At 54.0% G+C, this 14,591-nt stretch carries 15 protein-coding genes and 1 riboswitch; of the genes, 11 read left to right on the forward strand and 4 right to left on the reverse strand.

Annotated features, from left to right (window positions below; translation table 11 throughout):
* The 3 genes from VAE48_RS00475 to VAE48_RS00485 form a co-directional block, all read left to right on the forward strand.
* Positions 1 to 797: thiamine pyrophosphate-dependent enzyme (locus VAE48_RS00475; protein ID WP_322791345.1), on the forward strand; the 797-nt coding region annotated here is incomplete at its 5' end.
* Positions 798 to 865: 68 nt separating this feature from the next.
* A complete protein-coding gene (locus tag VAE48_RS00480) occupies positions 866 to 1,873 on the forward strand; it encodes a dihydroorotate dehydrogenase-like protein (protein ID WP_322791346.1) in 1,008 nt (335 codons plus the stop codon).
* 346 nt (positions 1,874 to 2,219) lie between these two features.
* Complete coding sequence (locus VAE48_RS00485) at positions 2,220 to 3,578, forward strand: fasciclin domain-containing protein (RefSeq protein ID WP_322791347.1); 1,359 nt, start codon at positions 2,220 to 2,222, stop codon at positions 3,576 to 3,578.
* A 199-nt stretch (positions 3,579 to 3,777) separates the two neighbouring features.
* Here VAE48_RS00485 and infA read toward each other — a convergent pair whose 3' ends face one another.
* Both infA and rpsU read right to left on the reverse strand, forming a co-directional pair.
* On the reverse strand, positions 3,778 to 4,029 hold the full coding sequence (infA, locus tag VAE48_RS00490; protein WP_322791358.1) for a translation initiation factor IF-1: 252 nt from the start codon (positions 4,027 to 4,029) through the stop codon (positions 3,778 to 3,780).
* Between the two features lie 55 nt (positions 4,030 to 4,084).
* Positions 4,085 to 4,285 carry a 30S ribosomal protein S21 gene (rpsU, locus tag VAE48_RS00495; protein WP_061914004.1) on the reverse strand — a complete coding sequence of 67 codons (201 nt, stop codon included), beginning with the start codon at positions 4,283 to 4,285 and terminating at the stop codon, positions 4,085 to 4,087.
* 344 nt (positions 4,286 to 4,629) lie between these two features.
* Here rpsU and rplS point away from each other — a divergent pair, with 344 nt between their 5' ends.
* The 5 genes from rplS (at position 4,630) to VAE48_RS00520 (ending at position 8,013) form a co-directional block, all read left to right on the forward strand.
* Positions 4,630 to 4,977, forward strand: coding sequence for a 50S ribosomal protein L19 (rplS, locus tag VAE48_RS00500; protein ID WP_322791348.1), 348 nt, complete (start codon positions 4,630 to 4,632; stop codon positions 4,975 to 4,977).
* Between the two features lie 86 nt (positions 4,978 to 5,063).
* Entirely contained in the window at positions 5,064 to 5,792 is a 729-nt protein-coding gene (locus tag VAE48_RS00505) for a gamma-glutamyl-gamma-aminobutyrate hydrolase family protein (protein WP_322791349.1), read from the forward strand.
* On the forward strand, positions 5,789 to 6,622 hold the full coding sequence (gene murI / locus VAE48_RS00510; protein ID WP_322791350.1) for a glutamate racemase: 834 nt from the start codon (positions 5,789 to 5,791) through the stop codon (positions 6,620 to 6,622). Before VAE48_RS00505 ends, murI begins: the two co-directional genes overlap by 4 nt.
* Positions 6,623 to 6,711: 89 nt before the next feature.
* Complete coding sequence (locus VAE48_RS00515) at positions 6,712 to 7,239, forward strand: DUF3090 domain-containing protein (RefSeq protein WP_322791351.1); 528 nt, start codon at positions 6,712 to 6,714, stop codon at positions 7,237 to 7,239.
* Between the two features lie 45 nt (positions 7,240 to 7,284).
* Entirely contained in the window at positions 7,285 to 8,013 is a 729-nt protein-coding gene (locus tag VAE48_RS00520; RefSeq protein WP_322791352.1) for an SCO1664 family protein, read from the forward strand.
* Here VAE48_RS00520 and VAE48_RS00525 read toward each other — a convergent pair.
* Positions 8,010 to 10,205, reverse strand: coding sequence for a cation-translocating P-type ATPase (locus tag VAE48_RS00525; RefSeq protein ID WP_322791353.1), 2,196 nt, complete (start codon positions 10,203 to 10,205; stop codon positions 8,010 to 8,012). The genes VAE48_RS00520 and VAE48_RS00525 overlap by 4 nt on opposite strands.
* On the reverse strand, positions 10,198 to 10,596 hold the full coding sequence (locus VAE48_RS00530) for a metalloregulator ArsR/SmtB family transcription factor (protein WP_322791354.1): 399 nt from the start codon (positions 10,594 to 10,596) through the stop codon (positions 10,198 to 10,200). Before VAE48_RS00530 ends, VAE48_RS00525 begins: the two co-directional genes overlap by 8 nt.
* A gap of 177 nt (positions 10,597 to 10,773) precedes the next feature.
* A riboswitch (molybdenum cofactor riboswitch) is annotated at positions 10,774 to 10,885 on the forward strand.
* Between the two features lie 184 nt (positions 10,886 to 11,069).
* Here VAE48_RS00530 and VAE48_RS00535 point away from each other — a divergent pair.
* The 3 genes from VAE48_RS00535 (at position 11,070) to VAE48_RS00545 (ending at position 14,413) form a co-directional block, all read left to right on the forward strand.
* Positions 11,070 to 12,824, forward strand: a complete 1,755-nt coding sequence (locus VAE48_RS00535) for an aldehyde ferredoxin oxidoreductase family protein (protein ID WP_322791355.1) — start codon at positions 11,070 to 11,072, stop codon at positions 12,822 to 12,824.
* 168 nt (positions 12,825 to 12,992) lie between these two features.
* The gene (locus VAE48_RS00540) at positions 12,993 to 14,177 is read left to right on the forward strand and encodes a tungsten cofactor oxidoreductase radical SAM maturase (protein WP_322791356.1); all 1,185 of its coding nucleotides are present in this window, start codon (positions 12,993 to 12,995) and stop codon (positions 14,175 to 14,177) included.
* Positions 14,174 to 14,413 carry a MoaD/ThiS family protein gene (locus tag VAE48_RS00545; RefSeq protein WP_322791357.1) on the forward strand — a complete coding sequence of 80 codons (240 nt, stop codon included), beginning with the start codon at positions 14,174 to 14,176 and terminating at the stop codon, positions 14,411 to 14,413. Before VAE48_RS00540 ends, VAE48_RS00545 begins: the two co-directional genes overlap by 4 nt.
* The last annotated feature ends 178 nt before the right edge of the window (positions 14,414 to 14,591 follow it).

Consider the following 14,591-nt stretch of genomic DNA (forward strand, 5'->3'; position numbering starts at 1 on the left):
CGGGCATTAAAGCCCAACGTGAACGGATTGCCCAGTTGAAGCAGGCGCTTCAATCGCTCAAAGACCCGCGCGCTGCCATGCTGCTGGACCTGGCAGACTTTCTGGTGCGCAAGAGCGTGTGGATTATCGGCGGTGACGGTTGGGCATACGATATCGGCTACGGCGGTCTGGATCACGTTCTTGCTTCCGGGCGGGATGTCAACATTCTGGTGCTGGACACCGAGGTGTACTCCAACACCGGTGGACAATCCTCCAAAGCCACACCGCGCGCCGCGGTTGCCAAATTTGCCGCCAACGGTAAGAACCTGCCCAAGAAAGACCTTGGCATGATCGCCATGGCTTACGGCTATGTCTATGTTGCCCGCGTGGCAATGGGTTACAATGACGCCCAAACGCTCAAAGCCTTCCTGGAAGCGGATGCCTATGAAGGACCGTCACTGATCATTGCTTACAGCCACTGCATTGCCCACGGCATTGATATGCGCAAGGGACTGGATCAGCAAAAACTGGCGGTTCAATCTGGTGTCTGGCCGGTCTTCCGCTACAACCCCATGCTGGCAGAAGAAGGCAAGAATCCCTTGCAGCTGGATTCCCGTGATCCTTCGGTGAAGGTGGAAGATTACGCCTACAATGAAACACGCTACCGCATGTTGCTGCAAAGCGATGAGGCCCGCGCCGAAGCCCTGATGAAACAGGCACGTGAAGACGCCATTCGACGCTGGAAACTCTACCAGCAAATGGCTGCCATTCAGTACAATGGGCATGGCGAAGAGCCTGCCGCCGGCAAGAGTGAGTAAAACAACCCAACAGCGTGCGGATGGTTCTTTCCGCACGCTGGCTTAAAATATGACGAGGAGAAATGATTATGGCAGATCTGACCACCACTTATCTGGGTTTAAAACTCAAAAATCCTCTGGTCGCTTCGGCTTCACCGCTTTCTAAAAAAGTTGAAGGGGTGCAGCGACTGGAAGAAGCCGGGATCAGCGCGGTTGTGATGTACTCGCTCTTTGAAGAGCAAATTGTGCATGAAAGTCAGGCGCTCGATCATTACCTGACGCGCGGCAGCGAATCGTTTGCCGAAGCGTTAACCTACTTCCCCGATTTGGAACGCTACAATGTCGGGCCGGAGAGTTATCTGGAACTGATTTACCGCATCAAAAAAGCCGTTCGTATTCCGGTAATTGGCAGTCTGAACGGTATTTCGACCGGCGGCTGGATTAATTACGCTAAACGGATTGAAGAAGCTGGTGCGGATGCCCTTGAACTCAACATCTATTATGTGCCAACCGACCCCAAACTGACCGGTCAGGAACTGGAACAGACCTACGTTCAACTGGTGCGCGATGTGCGCAGCCAGATCAGCATCCCGCTGGCGGTTAAACTCAGCCCGTACTTTTCCGCGCTGCCCAACATGGCTGCTCAACTGGCCGAGGCAGGTGCGAACGGTTTAGTGCTGTTCAACCGCTTCTACCAGCCTGATCTGGATATTGAATCGCTGGAAGTGGTGCCCAATCTGGTGCTGAGCACCTCCGATGAATTGCGCCTGCCGCTGCGCTGGGTGGCAATTCTTTACGGGCGCATCAAAGCCGATCTAGCCCTCTCCAGTGGAGTTCACAGCGCCACAGATGTGGTCAAAGCCCTGATGGCCGGGGCAAATGTGGCAATGACAACCTCTGAATTGCTGGCAAAGGGCATCGGACGCGCCACCGAAATCCTTACCGATTTGAACAACTGGCTGGATGAATTTGAGTACACCTCCGTCCAGCAGATGATCGGCAGCATGAGCCACAAGGCGGTTGGCGAACCCGCTGCTTTTGAGCGCGCCAACTACATGAAAGCACTCCAAAGTTTCGACAACCGCATTCACTGGTAAAGGAAATCTGTAGGGACCTTCTTCACGATAAACTTTCTCCCCAAACCAGTAATCAACCACAACCCCGGTGCAGCGAAAAAAAACGCTGCACCGTAATTTTTAATTCCGACAGTTTTCATTGTGATTGGTATCGGTCAATTCAGATCAGCAGGAACAGTAGTTTTTACCCAAAAGGCTCATTCACAGGCAAGCCCGCTAATTTTCCTTCCCGAAGGACAATTAAGAATTTTTTAATAATTTACACAAACATTATACAAAAAAGGGATATCGTTTGACCAAACTTATACAAAACTTTATACTGTGGGCATCAACAAAATCCAAATTTTTGAAATGTGAGGAGAAAAAAATGAAACGCTTGATTTTGTTTGCTCTGGTTGCTGTAATGGCTCTGGCTGCCTGTGCGCCTGCCGCCACACCAACGCCAACCGCAATGCCGACCCCCACGCCGATGCCCACCAACACACCTGCCCCGCAGACGATTGTGGATATTGCCGTTGCGGATGGTCGCTTTACCACCCTGGTTACTGCGGTTCAGGCTGCCGGTCTGGTGGATACGCTTGCCGGTGAAGGTCCCTTTACCGTTTTTGCCCCCACCGATGATGCCTTCGCCAAGTTACCGGCCGGCACACTTGAAGAGCTGCTTAAGCCCGAAAACAAGCAGCAGTTGACCGACATCCTGCTCTACCACGTCGTTGCCGGTAAGGTCATGGCTGCTGATGTTGTCAACCTGAGCGAGGCAGAAACCGCCCTTGGCGAAAAGGTCACCATTAAAGTTGAGGATGGCAAAGTCTTTGTCAATGATGCCCAGGTCATCATTACCGACATTGAAGCCTCCAACGGTGTCATCCATGTGATTGATACCGTCATCCTGCCGCCCAGCATGACTGCCGAAGCGCCTAAGGACATCGTAGATATTGCTGTAGCAGACGGTCGCTTTACCACGCTGGTTGCTGCGGTTCAGGCTGCCGGTCTGGTGGATACCCTGAAAGGTGAAGGTCCCTTCACCGTCTTTGCCCCCACTGATGAGGCATTCGCCAAACTGCCGGCTGGCACAATTGAAGAACTGCTCAAGCCTGAAAACAAGCAGCAGTTGACCGACATCCTGCTCTACCACGTGCTGCCCGGCAAAGTCATGGCGGCTAGCGTCAGCGATGGCTTGATTGCCGACACCGCTTTGGGCACTTCGGTGTTCTTCAAAGTGGACATGGGCAAGGCCTACATCAATGAAGCTCAGATCATCATTACCGATATTGAAGCTTCTAACGGCGTCATCCATGTGATTGATACCGTCATCCTGCCCAAGGACATTGTGGATGCAGCGGTATTCAACAAGTTCGAAACGCTGGTTGCCGCTGTGCAGGCTGCCGAGCTGGTAGAAACGCTGAAAGGTGAAGGCCCGTTCACCGTGTTTGCTCCCACCGACGAGGCCTTTGCAAAACTGCCGGCTGGCACCCTGGAAGACCTGCTCAAGCCCGAAAACAAGCAGACTTTGACCAATATTCTGCTCTACCATGTGGTGCCCGGTCGTGTGCTGGCTGAGGACGTGGTCAAACTCACTGAGGCAGAAACTGCTTTGGGTCAGAAAGTCACCATCAAGGTTGAGGATGGCAAGGTCTTCATCAACAATGCCCAGGTGATTGTCACCGACATCAAAACCACCAATGGCGTCATTCATGTGATTGACACCGTCATCCTGCCTCAGTAATTCAATCGAATATCCTCTCCTGCAATCCCCCTTGGTGGCAAGAGGATAGATTATCGGTAGGCGAAATCCTGCGGAACACAAAACCGCAGGATTTCGTATTTTTTTTGGGATATGTATAGTATAGAAAAAACGCCCTTCGCGAGAAAGGGCGTTTAATAAACGAACAGGCAGATGATTCCTGATAGGGTTGAGCGGTGGTTTACTCTTCCATAGCCATCGATTCGCCGACCCGGCGCTGGCGGTAGACAATCCTGCCGCGGGTCAGGTCATAAGGCGACATTTCAACCCGCACCCGGTCCCCCAACAAAATGCGAATATAGTACTTGCGCATTCTACCGGAAAGATAGGCAAGCACTTCATGTCCATTGTCGAGCCGCACGCGAAATTGCGTTCCGGGCAGCGCTTCCACAATGGTGCCTTCGACCTGAATCTTGTCTTCTTCTTTTGCCATCATTCCCTCCACACCGGACGACGATGCTCGCCCAACCGGAATCGAAAACCTGAAACTACTCAGCCGAACGTGAAAACTGGCGGCGCTTGATGCGGCGAATGGCCTTTTTCTTCTCCACCCGGCGCAGTTCGCTTTTGGAAATGAACCAACGCTTGCGGCGCACTGTGCTGAGCACACCGCTCTTGACAACCTTCTTGCGAAACCGCTTGAGCAGCTGGTCCTGTGATTCATTTTGTCTGAGCGTAACAACTGTCATTTTTCTCACCTCCCTTCTGGTTCAGGGATGGAACACACAAAAAAACTTCGGCTGCAATTCGCCTACGCAGCCGAAGGAATAAGCACCTGTCGGGATTTTATTCTCGGGAGCATTCGGCGATACAACCTCCAACTAAAAATTAAAACCACTCAATCTCTTAAATCGAATGTTCAGGCGGTTCTTAACCGCTCACGACCCTAATTATAACCATCCTTTAAGAAATTGTCAAATCAACTTGATTTTCAGGATGGTTCTAAAAATCATTGCCCGCCTGAAAACTTTATGGTATAATCTGCCCTCGCGTCTAAGACGCAGGGTAAGAATTCATTGGAAGGAATTGCACCATGGAAGATATTTTGAAATCTGTAGAGGCAGCGGTCAACCCTAACATTCCGGAATTGAAAACCGGGGATACCGTTTCTGTGCACGTCAAAATCAAAGAGGGCAACCGCGAACGTATTCAGGAGTTCAAGGGCACCGTTCTGTATATCCACAATAACGGTAACAACTCCACCTTCACGGTGCGGCGAATTGCCAGCAACGGTATTGGTGTGGAACGCACTTTCCTGTTCCGCTCCCCGCGCATTGACCGTGTGGTGGTTGAACGCCACAGCCGTGTGCGTCGTTCACGCCTGTACTTTCTGCGCGACCGCACCGGCAAGAGCGCGCGCCTCAAACAAAAGTTTAACTAGTCCTCTCTACCACATTCCAAACCGGAGGGCGCAGTCAAACGCTGGCTGCGCCCTTTTTGAGTAAAATATCCATGAGTCATTTGCCCATGAAAACTCCCCTGATTGGCCTCTCCACCGAACGATTGATTATCCATGACCCCATCGTCAGCGTGGGTGCAAAGGAAGCCTATGCCCGCGCCATTCTGAAAGCCGGCGGTATTCCCCTCCTAATCCCTGTCGGGCTGAGTCTGACCCAATTGCGAGAATTGTTCCAGCGTCTGGACGGGATTTTGCTGGTCGGCGGCGGTGATCTTGACCCGGCGCTCTTCAACGGTGAACCTCACCCGCGGGTTTATGACGTGGATCCCGCCCGCGATGAAATGGAAATTGAACTGGTTCGCATGGCTGCCCGCGACCAGAAACCCTTGTTGGGTATCTGCCGCGGGGCACAGGTGATTAATGTCGCTTTGGGCGGCAGCCTTTATACCGATATTGCCGACCAGCTCAAAGGCGCACTGAAACATGATTATTTTCCGGGTTATCCGCGCGATACGCTTGCACACAAAGTTAAAATCATGGATCGAACCCAGCTGGAAAAAATCATTGGCGAGGATGAGATTCAAGTCAACAGCCTTCACCATCAGGGGCTGGCGCGCATCGGCGAGGAACTGCGCGTCAGCGCGTGGTCACCGGATGGGCTGGCAGAGGCGGTCGAACTGCTTGGCCACCGCTTTCTGATGGGCGTTCAGTGGCACCCCGAATGGCTGACCCAGAATCCCCGTCACTTTGCCCTGTTTGAGGCTTTCATTCAGGCTGCCGGGGAAAATGAGGCATGAATCACCCAGCCGCCATCGGAATTTTTGACTCGGGAGTGGGTGGCCTTTCGGTTTACCGTGCCATCCGTGAGATTCTCCCGGCTCAGCCGGTCATCTACTTTGCCGATCAGCAGCACGTTCCCTACGGCAGCCGTCCCCTGGAGGAAGTGCGGAATTTTTCCGAAGCGATCACCCATTTTTTGATTCAACACGGTGCAGGTCTGATTGTGGTAGCCTGCAACACCGCTTCGGCTGCCGCTTTGCACCACCTACGTGCCGTTTTTCCCCACATTCCCTTTGTCGGGATGGAACCGGCGGTGAAACCGGCTGCCGAAACCACCCGCAGCGGCAAGGTCGGCGTACTGGCCACCCCCGCTACCTTTCAGGGGGCTTTATATGCTTCGGTAGTCGAGCGCTTTGCCTCCGGCGTGAAAATTATGTCCGATACCTGTAACGGTCTGGTGCAGGAAATTGAAGCCGGCCGCTTGAACGGCAATTCTGCCCGTCACATTCTTGAAACTGCGCTTACCCCCATGCTGCGCGAAGGGATTGACACCGTCGTACTGGGCTGCACCCACTACCCCTTTGTAATTCCACTGATTGAAGAAATCTGCGGAGCTGGTGTGCGGGTCATTGACCCTGCCCCGGCGGTTGCCCGCCAGACCCGCCGCCTGCTTGAACGACACAACCTGCTGGCTGAAGGGGATCAGCCGGGAGAGGTACATTTTTACACCAGCGGCGACCCACTCACGCTGCGCCGGCAGGTTAGTGCTCTGTTGGGCGAGCATGGACGGTATCATGCCGCCCGCTGGGAAGATAGCCACATTCTCGCACCTGAACCCAGCCTCTGAAAGATGCCCGCCTTCTAACAGATTGGACAAGAAGGCATTGGAGACTACGGTTTCTGGTATACTCAAACCTAATCAGGAGGCGCACCAGCATGGCGCATACAGAAATTGAACTTGATCCGGTCACTCACATCACCACGGATGCAATTGGCAAACCCGGACAACGGGTTTTTTATATCCAGGCCCGCCAGGATGACGAGGTAGTAACCTTACTGGTGGAAAAAGTGCAGATTCAAACGCTGGCAATCGGTGTGGAGCAATTCTTCACCGAAATTGCCAGCCGGTATCCGCAATTACCGCCGGCCTCCGGTGAGTATAACGAAGCCGAAATGCACATTCAGCCGCCAGTCGATCCGCTCTTTCGGGTGGGTGAACTGGGGCTGGCCTACGATCCGGAGCGCGACATGGCCTGCCTGATCGCCCATGAGGTGCTGTCCGACCAGATCAGCGAAGAGGATGCCGGTGTTGCCCGCTTCTGGTGCACCCGCTCACAGCTGCTGGCGCTGAGTTTATGGGGCATTGAAGTCGCCAACCGCGGACGGCCGATTTGTCCGCAATGCGGTGAACCGATGGATCCGGAGGGACATTTTTGCCCCAAGAAAAACGGTCATAAACATTAATCCTGCAAGAATTGAGCCTGCAGGGGTTTTTGGGATTATTGGTAAATGAATGTCGAGGACATCCCGCAGATTCTCACTACCCTTCAAACAGGAAAAATGACCCTGCGCGGTCAATTTGTGCATGGTTCCAACTACACCTTTCTCGCTTCAATTGTCCAGGCTGACAGAGAATATCCTGCGGTGTATAAACCGGTGCGCGGTGAACAACCGTTGTGGGACTTTCCGGCTGGCAGCCTTTCAGGTAGGGAAGTGGCAGCCTTTCTGGTCAGTCAGGCCCTTGGCTGGCAGCTGGTTCCACCCACCGTTTACCGCCGTAAAGCCCCGCTTGGCCCCGGTTCGGTACAGTTCTATATTGAACACAACCCTGAATATCATTATTTTTCCTTCACCCCCGAAGATAAGCAGCGCCTGCGCCCGGTAGCCTTGTTTGATCTGGTCGTCAACAATGCCGACCGAAAAGGCGGCCACATTCTCGTGGACGAGAACCAGCACCTTTGGTTGATTGACCACGGCATCTGTTTTCATGTCGAGGACAAACTGCGTACGGTCATCTGGGATTTTGCCGGTGAACCAATCCCGCCCGACTTACTGGCAGATTTAACCCGCCTGCTCAATGAACTCGAACGGGCCGGCGATCTGGTAGAGCAGTTAAAACCCTATCTTTCGCCGGCAGAAATCCGCGCGCTGGAACGCCGCACCCGCCGGTTGGTGGAAAATGGCTGCTTTCCACATCCGGCAGCCAGCCGCCGCCCCTACCCCTGGCCGCCGGTTTAACCCTTTTTCTGTCCGTTTTCATCCCGCAACGCAAGCGGGCGCATCCCATTGAAAGTTACCAGCAACGAGACGCCCATATCGGCCAAAACAGCCATCCACATGGTTGTCCACCCGGCCAGCGCCAGCAAAATGAAAATGGCTTTGGTTACCAGACTGAACGCAATGTTTTGATGGATAATGCGCTGTGCCAGCCGCGCCAAACGCACGGCGAACGGCAGCCGGTTCAAACCTTCTGACATCAGCACCACATCGGCGGTTTCCATCGCCTGTGCCGAAGCCGCGCCGCCCATTGCAATTCCAACCGTCGCCGCCGCCAGGGCGGGGGTATCATTAATGCCATCTCCAACCATTGCCACCGCCAGATGGCGGGAGCGTAATTCCTGTACCAGGCGGGTTTTGTCCTCCGGCAGTAAGCCGGCGTAAATCTGCTGTACACCCACCTGTCCGCCAACCGCCTGTGCCGCAGCCGGGTTATCGCCGGTGAGCATGACCGGCTCAACCCCCAACCCTTTCAATTGCCGCACCACCCGCTCACTTTCCGGACGCAGGGCATCGCTGACTGCCAGATAGCCCCGCACCCGTTCCCCATCACACACCAGCATGGTGGTATGCCCCAGTTTCTCGGCCGATTCAACCCAGCGGCACAATTCATCCGAATGCGGATGCTCGACCTCAAACAGGCGATGGCTGCCAATGGTAGCCGTCTGCCCGTTGATTTTGCCTTGCAGCCCAATCCCGTTCAGGGTGAGAACGGTCTCGGCCGGCGGATAGCGGCCATCCAATCCGCGCTCAGCCGCCGCGCGAACCACCGCCTGCGCCAGCGGATGACGGCTGCGCCGCTCCAGCGCACACGCCAGCGCCAGCACATCCTGACACTTTTCGCAATCTCCGCCGTCCGCGCAATCCACCGAGCGGTAATTTGTCACCACCGGTGTTCCACGTGTGAGCGTACCGGTTTTGTCGAAAGCTACCGCGCGAACCCGGCTGAGGGCTTCCAGAAATGCACCACCCTTGAACAAAATGCCTTTTTGCGCACCTGCCGCAATGGCACTGACTACCGTTACCGGGGTGGAAATGACCAGCGCACACGGGCAGCCAATCACCAGCAGCGCCAGACCGCGGTACAGCCAGCCGCGGGTGCCGTCCGGCAGGTTCAGCAAAGGCTGGCCGAACACCAGCGGTGGAACTACGGCTACCAGCACCGCCAGCACCAGCATGGCCGGGGTGTAATAGCGTGCAAAGCGATCCACAAAGCGCTGGGCAGGCGCTTTGGAAGCCTGAGCTTCTTCTACCAACCGGATGATGCGGTTGAGGGTGTTATCGGCTGCCAGCCGGCTCACTTCCACTTCCAGCACCGTGTTGCCGTTGATGCTGCCGGCAAACACCTCATCACCGGGAGCTTTCTCTACCGGCAGGCTCTCGCCTGTGATGGGTGCCTGGTTGACCGCCCCAAAACCGCTGCTCACCACACCATCCGTGGGAATACGCTCACCGGCAGGGATGATCACACGATCACCAATCTGTAAATCATCCACGGCAACTCGTTCCTCGCCGTTTTGTGTCAGGCGCAAAGCAGTTTGCGGGGCAAGCCCGGAGAGGAGTTGAATCGAACGGCGGGCACGCTCGCTGCTGTAGCCCTCCAGCGCTTCTGCGATGGCAAACAAAAAGATGAGCGAAGCGGCTTCCGGATATTCGCCAATCACAACCGCTCCGATTGCCGCAACGGTCATCAAAAAATTCATATTGAAATCGCGGTTGATCCACAAGTTCATCAGCGCACTGCGCGCAATGGGATAACCGGCCAAAACCAGCGCAAACAATTGCACGGTAGTAGTCAGCCAGCCCGGCAGATTCACCGCAGAAAACAAAAATGAAATCGCGATCAGTCCCCCGCCCAGCAAGGCAAGGCGAGTCTCGCGACTGGAAAACAGGTAGCGCATCAATCCCGGCAGGAAAGCTTCCACTGTCTTTTCAGAAGCCGTGCCAGCCGAATCCTCTACCAAACGGTAACCGAGCTGCTCAACCCGCTGCTGAACGGCCTGGCGGCTGATTTGTCCTTCGACGGTCAACAACGCCGTACTGAAATTCAATTCAGCCCGTTCCACTCCCTTGAGTTGACGAACCCCCTTTTCAATTTTCAATGCGCAATCGGCGCAGTCCATCCCTTCAATGCGGTAACGTTGTTCAGCCATGATTCGATGCAATCTCCTTCATGCTTTTCTCCGGATGGCGGATGTGTTCCCATCCCATGCGGAACAGGTGCTCAACATGTTCGTCATCCAGTGAGTAATAAACCACCCGCCCTTCCTTGCGGTAGCGCACCAGACTCAAACTGCGCAGCAGGCGCAACTGGTGCGAGACCGCACTCTGGCTCATGCCAAGCGCTGCAGCCAGATCATGAACACACAATTCGCCAGCCAGCAAAGCGGAAATCAACCGTACCCGGCTGGGATCGGAGAGCGCGGCAAAGACCTGCGCCAGGCGCGTAGCCGTCCAGCCGTCCACCATGGAATCGAGGGCACGTTCAACCGCTTCGCGGTGAATGTGGTTATCCGAACATTTTGGGTTAAAAGAGTGGTTCATTTGATCACTTTTCGCCAATTCAATGAATATATGAGCATATTTTCATATATTATACCTCTCAGAAATCTTTTGTCAACCCCATCTTATGGGAAAATCCAATTGTGACATTTATCACTTGTATTCTTTCCAAAAGTCATTATTCTTTAAGACAAAGAGATGATGATCCTGCTCTGAGCCATCACTTCTTTCCTCCGATCCATTGATTCCCTGTGTGGATAAATGGACGTTAGGGCATGAAGGGTAACTTTCATCGCCTGCCGTTTTGCAAAGGAGGACAACCCGCGTTTCAAAACGAGGGCTGTTCTCCTTTTTGCCGCTCCAGAACATGCTCTCAATCCAATCCAGAATTTGCTCTAACAACTTAACCCAAAAAGGAGGTCCGTATTTCGCAGGCAAGTCCAGAATCAAGTTCGATAATCGTCCAACCCAAACCTCAAAGGTAAATAAAACAAGTTTCAAAAAAGGAGGAAGCGATGTATCTTGTACGCGTAAATATGACCGACCGCACCTATCAGGTCACCGAAGTCCCGGAAAAATACAAATACCTGGCCGGGCGCGCCTTGACCTCGAACATTGTCGCAGACGAGGTTCCACCACTTGCCCACCCGCTTGGGCCAAACAACAAACTGGTCTTTTCGGCTGGCTTCGTCACCGGCACCAGCGCACCCACCGCGGCGCGCATTTCGGTGGGCGGCAAATCCCCGCTCACCGGCGGGATCAAGGAAGCCAATGCCGGTTCCTCATGGGGAGCCGATCTAGCCAATATGCGAATCCGCGGCTTGATCATCGAAGGTCAGCCAAAAGAGAAGGACCGGTTCTGGGGGCTGCACATCACCTGGGACGGCAAACCCAAAGTAGAATTCTTTGACGCAACTCCCTACACCAAGCAACCCCTCTCTTTAGTTTATCCGCCCATTTACGAAAAATTTGGTGAGCGGGTTTCGATTTGCAGTGTCGGCGCTGCCGCCGAATACGCCTACAGCAACTCCGGGGTTTGCTTCAATGATCAATCCAAACGCCCCTCCCGCTATGCCGGGCGCGGCGGTCTGGGAGCCGTGATGGCTTCTAAAGGCGTCAAATTCATTGTTCTTGACCGGCAGGGTGCCCCCGGTGTGGAAATTGCCGATAAGGCCCTCTTCGAGGAGGGACGCAAGAAGATGATTGATGCTTTGCGCACGCATGCCATCACCAAACCCAAAGGCGGGCTCAACTCATACGGCACCGCAATTCTGATTAACATCATGAACGAAGCCGGCGGCCTACCCACCAAGAACTTCAGCAGCGGCCGTTTTGAGGAAGCCCCCAAGATCGCCGGCGAGGCCATCTTCGAAACCAACAAAGACCGCAAAGGCAAAGAAATCTTCAACCACGCCTGCAGTCCGGGCTGCATCATCCAGTGTTCCAACACCGTCTATGCCGAAGATGGCAGCGAAATCACCTCCTGCCTGGAATACGAATCGGCCTGGTCGCTGGGCGCAAACTGCGGCATCAGCAATCTGGATGACCTTGCCATGCTCAACCACCTCTGCAATGAGTACGGTCTGGATACCATCGAAACCGGCACTACATTGGGGGTTGCCATGGAAGCCGGTGTCATCCCATTTGGTGATAGCAAAGCCGCCATCAATCTGGTGCATGAAATGGGTAAAGGCACTCCGCTTGGCCGTATCCTGGGGGCCGGCACAGAAACCACCGGTCGGGTGTATGGCATCACGCGCGTCCCAACGGTCAAAGGTCAATCCATCCCGGCTTACGAACCGCGCGCGGTCAAGGGCATTGGCATCACTTACGCCACTTCCACGATGGGCGCCGATCACACCGCCGGTTATACCATTGCCCCCGAAATTCTGGGCGTGATGGGAAAAGTGGATCCCTTAACCCCAGAGGGGAAGGCTGCACTCAGCCGCGCCTTCCAGGCTACCACCGCCTTCATCGATTCCAGCGGGCACTGCCTGTTCATTGCCTTTGCCATTCTGGATATCGCCAGCGGTTATCAGGGTATGATTGAAGAAATTAACGGTGTGCTGGGCACCAACTGGACTGCCGATGATGTCCTCAAGTTCGGAGCGGAGGTGCTAAAGGTTGAACGAAAGTTCAACGAAGCCGCCGGCATCAGCAAAGCCGCCGACCGGCTGCCCGAATTCATGACCCGCGAGCCACTGCCCCCGCACAACACGGTCTTTGATGTGCCGGAGGAAGCTCTCGACTCGGTGTATGCGGAACTCTAAACAACCGACCAAATCCGTTTTCTGTTATTGGTAGATAAACAAGGAATGTCATTGCGAACCGCTTTCGGCGGCGAAACAAAAAAGCGCTCAATTCACCCCCGTCGACTTCATGTCGGTTTCGCAATGACATTCCAAATTAATCATGGCTGAAGAATGCAGGGTCTGTTCATGAAGATTAAACTGGACCAACAGGGTAATTTGAAATTTCCCGCCCAATTTTTACAGCGGCGCAACCTGAGCGCTCCGCTGGAGTTTTGGTTATTCGAACGGGAAGGCGAACCCATTCTCCTGCCGCGCCTGCCCAATTTGCGTAAATTATATATCGAAGTCACCACAGGCTGTAACTTGCAATGCCGCTTTTGTATGCGCAACATCTGGGACGACCCGATTGCCCTGATGACACAGGATATCTTCGATGCTGTTGCTGCCCGCCTGCCGTATTTGCCTGAATTGGAAGAGGTTGTTTTTACCAGTTTTGGCGAACCGCTTACCCATCCAAACATTTTGAAAATGATTGAAACCTTCACCAGCCGCGGCCTGCGGGTGACGTTGGGTTCAAATGGTATTTTGCTCAATCCCAAAATCGTCAGCGAATTGATGAGATTGGGAGTTTATCGGATCATGGTTTCGATTGACGGGGCGCAAGCCGAAACGTTTCATGATTTACGCGGCGCGAATCTTCAACAGATTATCGCCAATCTGGAATACTTAAAAGAATTAAAAAAACAACATGCCACCCACCTGCCCGAGTTGGGGGTGGAGTTCGTCATTCTCAAATCCAACGCCAGCGAGCTCCCTGCACTGGTACGATTGGCATCCAGTTTAGGCGCTGCGCGGCTGATCGTCAGCAACGTGCTGGCCTACACCGAGGACATGGTGGATCAAACCCTATATGGTTACGCCCCTGTTGATTCGGTCAAGGGCTTCGGGTTTCCAAACCTGGGATCGGGCTGGTGGTTGTGGAGTTTCATGGAAATGCCAAGGATGCACTGGGGCGCTGAAAGACGCTGCCGCTTCATCCACGACCGAGCCACCGTGGTCGGATGGGACGGCGGCGTATCACCCTGTTATGCCCTTTCTCACAATTATTCCTACTATACACTGGATGGCGTCAAGAAAAAAGTCAATCGTTATGTTCTGGGAAATGTCACCCAGACCCCGCTGGACGAAATCTGGGTATCAGAAGAATACATGCAATATCGCAGTGAAGTGGCCGTTTATCACTTCCCGTCCTGTCCGGATTGCGACCTGCGCAGCACCTGCGATCTGCGTCAGATCAACGAAGGCTGCTGGGGTCTAAATCCCTCCTGTGCCGACTGTCTCTGGTCTCAGGATATCATTCGCTGCCCATGAAAATCAAGGTCAAACTTTACGCAACTTTCAGCCGCTATCATCCCGGCACCCTGGCCGGCACACCTTTTGAGGTTGATCTGCCGGCAGGCTCAACCCTGCGGGATTTAATCAATCATCTTGAAATCCCGGAAAGTGAAGTTAAAGTGTGCTTTGTCAATGCCCGCATTCAAGAACTGGATGTGGGTTTGAATGAGGGGGATGAAGTGGGTATCTTTCCGCCGGTGGGAGGTGGCTAATTGAACACCATCATTGTAGATACCTGGTTGTATGGTGAACTGGCCCGTTTTGGCGGCAACCCGCAAGAACGGATTTTCGCCAATCGCAAGGTCAGTTTGCCGGAGGGAGCGCGACTGCGGGATTTGCTCGATGTTCTTGGAATGGACACACAGGAACGAGGCATCACTTTCATTAACG

The organism is Bellilinea sp. (assembly GCF_034432615.1).
Lineage (GTDB): Bacteria > Chloroflexota > Anaerolineae > Anaerolineales > Anaerolineaceae > Bellilinea.

Excerpts from the sequence above, each read along its gene's own strand:
- VAE48_RS00535 (WP_322791355.1), top strand. The coding sequence starts at position 11,070 with ATGTATCTTGTACGCGTAAATATGACCGACCGCACCTATCAGGTCACC.
- VAE48_RS00545 (WP_322791357.1), top strand. The coding sequence starts at position 14,174 with ATGAAAATCAAGGTCAAACTTTACGCAACTTTCAGCCGCTATCATCCC.
- VAE48_RS00515 (WP_322791351.1), top strand. The coding sequence starts at position 6,712 with ATGGCGCATACAGAAATTGAACTTGATCCGGTCACTCACATCACCACG.
- VAE48_RS00485 (WP_322791347.1), top strand. The coding sequence starts at position 2,220 with ATGAAACGCTTGATTTTGTTTGCTCTGGTTGCTGTAATGGCTCTGGCT.
- VAE48_RS00520 (WP_322791352.1), top strand. The coding sequence starts at position 7,285 with ATGAATGTCGAGGACATCCCGCAGATTCTCACTACCCTTCAAACAGGA.
- infA (WP_322791358.1), bottom strand. The coding sequence starts at position 4,029 with ATGGCAAAAGAAGAAGACAAGATTCAGGTCGAAGGCACCATTGTGGAA.
- VAE48_RS00540 (WP_322791356.1), top strand. The coding sequence starts at position 12,993 with ATGAAGATTAAACTGGACCAACAGGGTAATTTGAAATTTCCCGCCCAA.
- rplS (WP_322791348.1), top strand. The coding sequence starts at position 4,630 with ATGGAAGATATTTTGAAATCTGTAGAGGCAGCGGTCAACCCTAACATT.
- VAE48_RS00480 (WP_322791346.1), top strand. The coding sequence starts at position 866 with ATGGCAGATCTGACCACCACTTATCTGGGTTTAAAACTCAAAAATCCT.
- rpsU (WP_061914004.1), bottom strand. The coding sequence starts at position 4,285 with ATGACAGTTGTTACGCTCAGACAAAATGAATCACAGGACCAGCTGCTC.
- VAE48_RS00530 (WP_322791354.1), bottom strand. The coding sequence starts at position 10,596 with ATGAACCACTCTTTTAACCCAAAATGTTCGGATAACCACATTCACCGC.
- VAE48_RS00525 (WP_322791353.1), bottom strand. The coding sequence starts at position 10,205 with ATGGCTGAACAACGTTACCGCATTGAAGGGATGGACTGCGCCGATTGC.
- murI (WP_322791350.1), top strand. The coding sequence starts at position 5,789 with ATGAATCACCCAGCCGCCATCGGAATTTTTGACTCGGGAGTGGGTGGC.
- VAE48_RS00505 (WP_322791349.1), top strand. The coding sequence starts at position 5,064 with ATGAAAACTCCCCTGATTGGCCTCTCCACCGAACGATTGATTATCCAT.